Annotated in this window: 3 protein-coding genes; 1 reads left to right on the top strand and 2 read right to left on the bottom strand. The window is 62.2% G+C overall.

What is annotated here, in order from left to right:
• On the bottom strand, window positions 1-365 hold a 365-nt coding region (locus tag ABZW96_RS36975; RefSeq protein WP_355081474.1), incomplete at its 3' end, for a hypothetical protein.
• A gap of 3,691 nt (window positions 366-4,056) precedes the next feature.
• The gene (locus ABZW96_RS36970; protein WP_355081472.1) at window positions 4,057-4,305 is read right to left on the bottom strand and encodes a hypothetical protein; all 249 of its coding nucleotides are present in this window, start codon (window positions 4,303-4,305) and stop codon (window positions 4,057-4,059) included.
• On the opposite strand from ABZW96_RS36970, the gene ABZW96_RS36965 reads away from it, so the two are divergent.
• Window positions 4,286-5,965 (top strand): ABC transporter family substrate-binding protein, encoded by a 1,680-nt coding sequence (locus ABZW96_RS36965; RefSeq protein ID WP_355081470.1) that lies wholly within the window; start codon window positions 4,286-4,288, stop codon window positions 5,963-5,965. The genes ABZW96_RS36970 and ABZW96_RS36965 overlap by 20 nt on opposite strands.
• The last annotated feature ends 478 nt before the right edge of the window (window positions 5,966-6,443 follow it).

Here is a 6,443-nt window from a genome sequence, read left to right as displayed (position 1 = left end):
GCGGTGCGGTTGTCCCACGTGGCGACGTCTCCGGTCATCAGCTGGTAGGGATCGACGCGGTCGCCGAGCTGCTTCTTGTCCGACCACTTCGCCGGCGTCTTCTCGTATTTGGGCGACGGGATGGATCCGTTGTGGTGGAATTGGTATCGCAGCAGGAGGATCTGCGCCGTGGCGGAACGCTGGCGGTCGAGGCGGTGGGTGGGGAGTTGTTTGTGCGTGTGTGGAAGTCCTCCTACCTGCGGAAAATACGCCCCCCGGGTGGAATGTAGCGAACTCTTGATTGCGGAGCCGGCTGTATCCGTGTCGAGTTCGTCCCGCGAGAAGGTTCGGTAGATCGGGGCCCTCAACCAGTCCAAAACTGGCACGGATCGTAGGCATTTACCCCATAGCCGACTGTGTCACTTTCATACAGGATCGAGCGACGACAACGGCGTTGCTCGTTGAGTGAGAGAACTCGCGCCGATGTCGTGGGCGGACAGGTAGCAACTCCTCCGTTGCGCACTTGCCGCCGTTCAAACCATGTATCACGAAAAGATGAGAATCATGAAACACACCCATCTATCGCTCGCAGTCGCCGCCGCCATCGCGAGCGTCTTCGGTTCGCTGCTGGTGCTGTCCGGGGCGCCTGCTCAGGCTCACACAGAGAAGTGTGGCGAGGTCATAGACGGTTGGAAGGAAATCTGGGTCAGACCGTGCAGCAGTCCCGCGCCACTGAGTGGTCGGCCATATGTGGTTCTGACGCGATTTGGCTCGAACAACCCCTGACCTTGTGGTTCGGTCCGGACCTTTGGCCGGTCCCGTCAAATGGTTCTACAGAGTGTAGAACGACAACTCCTGGATCCGCCAGCAACCGCCTTCGGGGTCACACTCGAAGGCGTCCGAGGGCGCAGCAGAACGAATCCGTGGTTGTGTTCCGTATACGCCAGTTCTGCGGCTTCGCGAGGCCACTGGCTCGAGCATCGGTCTGAAGGCAGTGAACCTTCAGCCCATCGCGCATTCAAGATCAGAGGCGCCATCAATGCGATGCGCAGTCGACCGCATCTCAGCGCACTGCTGGCGTGGTTACCTTCTCGTGCGAAAATCATACTCAGGCAATCACCTGCGCCGCATACCTTACACGGCACGAATACCAAAATCGTGATGTCCTACGGACACCCTCCTGTCTCGGAGGATGAAATCAGAACCGGTATGTGTCAGGTAATTTGGTACGTCGCGACAGCGCTGGATCGGGCAGATTTGCTCCTCGACCCCAAGTCTGAGGACGGCTGTCCTCTTCCCAACGAGGTCACCGCCAATCTTGGAGTCGCCGCACGCAAGTGTGGGCGCAGCGGCCCGGTATTGGAAGAGCGCCGCCAAATTGATGTCAGCCGGTGATGACTGTGATAGGTCGTGGCGCAACGTTCATCGATGAAGCTGAAGGATCAAGCGACAATCGAGTACCAACTGGCAAGGACCTGAGTCGCTCTCAGCGACAGGCGGAGTCTGAGGGAATGGGGTTCAAGGCCGGACTTCGTGGACAGCGGCTTCGGCTCGTACGTCGAGGACCGCCAGCAGCACCATCCGGCACACGGACATGTTCGACATGTGTCCGTGGAGTGTGATCACGGCGCGGGCTGCGGCTCGCCGGCATTCCTGGACTAGATCGACGAACGCTGGAGGAAGTGTCCCGCACTGTGGTGCCGGCTCGCGGAAGACAGTGCCGAGTTCGTAGCCGAGCGAATGGGCAGCGGCACGCAGCCTGTCTTCGCTGCGAGAGCAGTCGCAGTCATGAAGTAAGTCATCGCGGAGATACCCGTAGGCGAGAGGTAAAAGTGCAGTCATCGGATTAACCTGTTGCTGGTCGGTCGGCCGCGGGGGCAAGCATTTCGCGCAGCCGTGTGGATCTGTCACCCGCAGGGCGGCCGCGGCGTCTGCTGCCGGTCTGCGGGATCAGTGGTGTATACGGTCGGTGAATAGTGCCGTGGGTGCTGATCGTGGTTGTCCTCTGGGTGTGGAGGGGTCCGGCCCTGCTTGTGTGGTCCACGTCGTTGTAGACCGGTCCGACGTCGTTGTCGGGCGGGGTATCCCGGGCGGGTGTGGTTGTCACCTGGACCTACGTTTCTCCACGACGGCTGGTGCGGCAATGAGGGAAAACCCTCCACAACGATCGGTATGTCCTGAAGCGGCGCAACGCGTACGGCGAAGGTTTCTCGTCGTAGTGGCCGCGCCGGGAGCGTCGTGACGGCTGGGCTTTGGCGGACCGAGATCTCGTCGACCCTGGCGAGGAGCTTGTTGATGTCGTTCCCTGATGCGCGGAACGCGGTCTCGCGTGGGTCCGTGCTCGGATTAGGCGTCGAGGTGCGGTCGAGTCCTAGGGGCAAATCTGATTCGGGTGGTGCACGGCCCGTACCGCCGTGTCGTCGACCGATATGTGACAGCGGCTTGCGAGCCGATGCCGGAAATCGGCACGGTGAGCCCGAGGACGCCCCGGCCCGAGGAGCGGCGTGGCCAACGGCTGCGGATATGGTGAGCACCCCTGATCGCCCTACAGCGCACAACAGCCCGCTTCCCAGGGCATCGAGCACCTTCAGAGTGCCGAGGAACTGCCGAGGGTCGTTCGCAGGGTCGGCGGGTTCGGTGAGTTCCTTGATCGCAGCGATCGGTTGGGTGAGGTTCAACTCGTCGTAGTTGTCGGCGACGGACAGCTACGCGGGTTCGAGGACGCTGGTGGTGGTGCGGATGGAATGCAAGGTGTCGGCACCTTCGCGGCGGGTGAGCTGTTCGGCGGTGGCGAGGGCGACGTGTGCCAGGCGTCGGCGGCAGCCTCGTGACCCGTGATCACCGGCGAGGCGCCCAGTTTGCCGAATCCGGGCCACGCAGCAGCGGCGAGGGACCGGGGGTGTCAGCTCACCACCACAAGCACGAACCACCCGCATGTCGCGGTCGCCCGCTGATCGCGCCGCAGCCTCTCAGCACCCCAGCAAACACCGCAGGCCCAGCACCATCACTGCACCACGACTGAGCCTGCGGTGTTTCGACCAGTGCCCGAACTCGACGCTCCAGACCCCGGCCTCACCCAGCACACTGCCACTGCGGTGCGAGATGTCAAGCGCCGATGAAACCCCGGTCACCCACCGTGTGGATGACAGGTGCGATGATTTTTCATCAGTGGCAATCCGCCCCGCCCCAGCGGCTGGGTGGGTGCACAAGTTCCGCTGCGGCGGTGACGCCAAGCACCGTGCCGCCAAAGCGAACTTCAGCTGCTCGGGCGCACCCCCGCACCCGCCGGGCCACTCGGACGATCTTCTTGGGACTCGAGTTCCGCATCCAGGAACGCCTGCTTCCGCTTACCGACCGCCATCGAGCTCACTCCACGCCGCCGGCCGCCTTGGAAGCACTGACCTCACCGGTTGGTGCCGACAGCACCACCCGGAGCTTGTCCTCGACCGCAATCTTTGACCGCTGCGACCTGGGCATCGCGTGTCTCCTTCCTGATCTCGTGCGTTCGGAGCCTGAACCGGCCAGACCTGCCAGAAAGTCTGACGCGCCAGATGGAGATGAACGGAATTGGCTTTCGATGTGTGGACGAGAGAACCAGTTGCGCGTAGGGGGCAGCGTAGGCATTTCCCCCGTATCGCATGCTCGCCGCAGGGAGTAACAATCGCATCCACGCCGAGACGTGGTTGTTCGAAGAAGAATTTGCGCCCGAGGGCCCAGCGCCTTCCCGCTCATCCTTCTGAGGACGGTCCTGCCCGTGCCGGCGTGCACAATGCTGGCTCATTGCTGTACGGGCGGGCCTTGCGTACATATCAGCACTCGCGGTGCCGACTTTCGCTCATATTTACCTGAGCACAACTTCGAGGTATACCGCGATCGTTCGCGCCGCCATCATGGCGGCTCGGGCATAGGAAGGATGCCGCCACATTGCTCGGGCGCTGCCGAGGCGGCGGCTGAAACTATGATCGGGACCATTGCCGGCTTCCGATTGAGCGGAAGTAGGGAAACGTAATGAAAACGAAGTCAGCGCAATTGAGGTTGGTCGAAGAAGACACGCGGGCGTTGCACTACGAACACGTCTCACGTCGACTCCTCCGCAGATTCCTTCGGCATCGCCTGCCGTGGATAGGAATCGCTCTGATAGCCCTCTTCATCAGCTGGTTCTTTATCGTCGGCAGCTTCGATCCCTCCACGATGTTCGAGCGAACCGATTTCTCGGGTTTCCCGAAGCTCGAGCAGTAGGTCAGAACTGCCGTTCTGGGCCCATTCCAGGGCGGCACTACGACTTCGTTTTCTGGAAAGGCGAGATTTGCGGATTCGTTCACTCACCACACGTCTGGCGATCACGGGCCTCGCGATCGGGTTGGTGGCCTCCGGGTGTAGCTTCGATGACGAGGGCGCGCCGGCGGGCTCGGCCGCCGAACTCGGCACCAGCAACGACATCAACCCCTACGATGTCAGCGAGCTGCGCGAGGGCGGCAACCTGCGGCTGGCGATCTCGTCGTTTCCCGCGAACTGGAACAGCTTGTCCAACGACGGGAACGATGCCCAGATCACGGCCATCGAGCGGCCGATGTTGCCGCGTGCGTTCAAGACCAACGCCGCGGGCGAACTGTCGATCAACACCGATTACTTCACCGAGGTCCAGCTGACCGATACCGATCCCCAGCAGGTGACCTACACGATCAACCCGAAGGCGGTGTGGTCCGACGGCACGCCCATCACCTGGGAGGACATCCGATCCCAGGCCAACGCGCTCAGCGGCGCCGACAAGTCGTTCTTGATCGCCAACAACAGCGGCTTCGACCGGGTCGAGAAAGTTGAGCGCGGTGTCGATGATCGACAGGCGATCATCACGTTCAAGCAGCACTTCGCCGATTGGCGCGGACAGTTCGCGGGGAACAGCTTTCTCATCCCCAAATCCGTCACCGCGAACCCCGAAGCGTTCAACAAGAGCGAGGTCGACGGCATCACGCTGACCGCAGGGCCGTTCCTCGTGCAGTCCACCGATCGGGCGCAGGGACGAATCGTCCTCGGCCGCAATCCCAAGTGGTGGAGTGACATCCCCAAGCTCGACACGATCACCTTCAGCGTGCTCAACTCCTCCGCACAACTGCCCGCGTTGCAGAACAACGAGATAGATGCGGTCGGCCTCGGTACGCGCGAGGCACTGCGGGCCGCACGCAACACCCAGGGCATCGCGATCCGGCGCGCGCCGGGCAACAGCTGGAACCACTTCACGTTCAACGGCGCGCCCGGCTCCATTTTCGCCGATCCGAAACTGCGCGTAGCCATCACGAAGGCTATCGACCGGCAGGGCATCGTCACCGCCATCCAGAACGGCCTGGTGGCGGACCCGAAGCCACTGAACAACCACATCTACATCCAGGGGCAGGCCGGCTACCAGGACAACAGCCTGGGCTTCGACCCGGCCGCCGCGGCGAAGGAACTCGACGATCTGGGCTGGAAGCTCAACGGCGACGTCCGCGAGAAGGACGGCCGCAAACTCGAGATCCGCGACATCATGTACCACGAGGACACGTGGGTGCAGATCGCGCAGATCATCCAACAGAACCTGGCCGGGGTCGGTGTAAGGCTGAAGATCGAGGCCAAGCCGGGCAAGGGCTTTTTCACCGATGTGATTCAGCCGGGCAACTTCGACGTCGGCCAGTGGACCTGGGTGGGTGACCCGTTCCCGCTCGGCAGCCTGAACCAGATCTACGGCTACCACCCGAATGACTTGCAGGGCAACTACGGCCGCATCGGGTCGCCGGAATTGAACGCGCTGATCGAGCAGACGGTGTCCGAACTCGACCCGAAGAAGGCCGTGGAACTGGCGAACCAGGTCGATCGCAAGGTGTTCGAGGAAGGCCACTCGCTGCCGCTGATGCAGTCCACGGGCAATGTCGCGGTGCGCGCCGATTTGGCGAACTATGGCGCACCCGGACTGGCGTCTTACGACTACACGAAAATCGGTTTCTTGAAGTGAGTTCGGATCGGGCCATGCGCTGTCCTATCCGCTAACTCGTACCGCCGAAACGGCAGAGGTAAGTGGCGTTTAACGGGTCGGCAAACCTTGGAGACATTCGTCACCAGATCGTCCTGCGGCTCGTTCGCGACGCGCGGCAGAGTCACACCACTGGACGACTGGGACTGCCACGCGGCTCCAGTAGCGAACACTGACGAACTACCACGCCAGGTCCTGCTCGTCGACGTGATCGAACCGCTCCAGCCGGCTCCGCGCACGCTGTGACTCGAGGTCAGGGTGCTGGCCAGGAGGTCGTGGTCAGCACCCGAACTACCTCACGGAGTTGGGCTGCGCGAGAGTTCAGCGGTTCCACGAAGGTGTTTTGTCGTTCTATGTTGAAGAGGTGCGGTTGTGGTTCATTGCTGCGGCTACGCCGGCGCGGGTGGATGTGCCGAGTTTGGCGAAGACTCGTGCGAGGTGTTTTTCGACTGTTTTGGGG

The sequence above is a fragment of the Nocardia sp. NPDC004168 genome (assembly GCF_040610355.1).
GTDB lineage: Bacteria > Actinomycetota > Actinomycetes > Mycobacteriales > Mycobacteriaceae > Nocardia > Nocardia sichangensis.
Note: the sequence above shows the minus strand (reverse complement) of the source record. Positions and strands in the feature narration are given on the sequence as shown.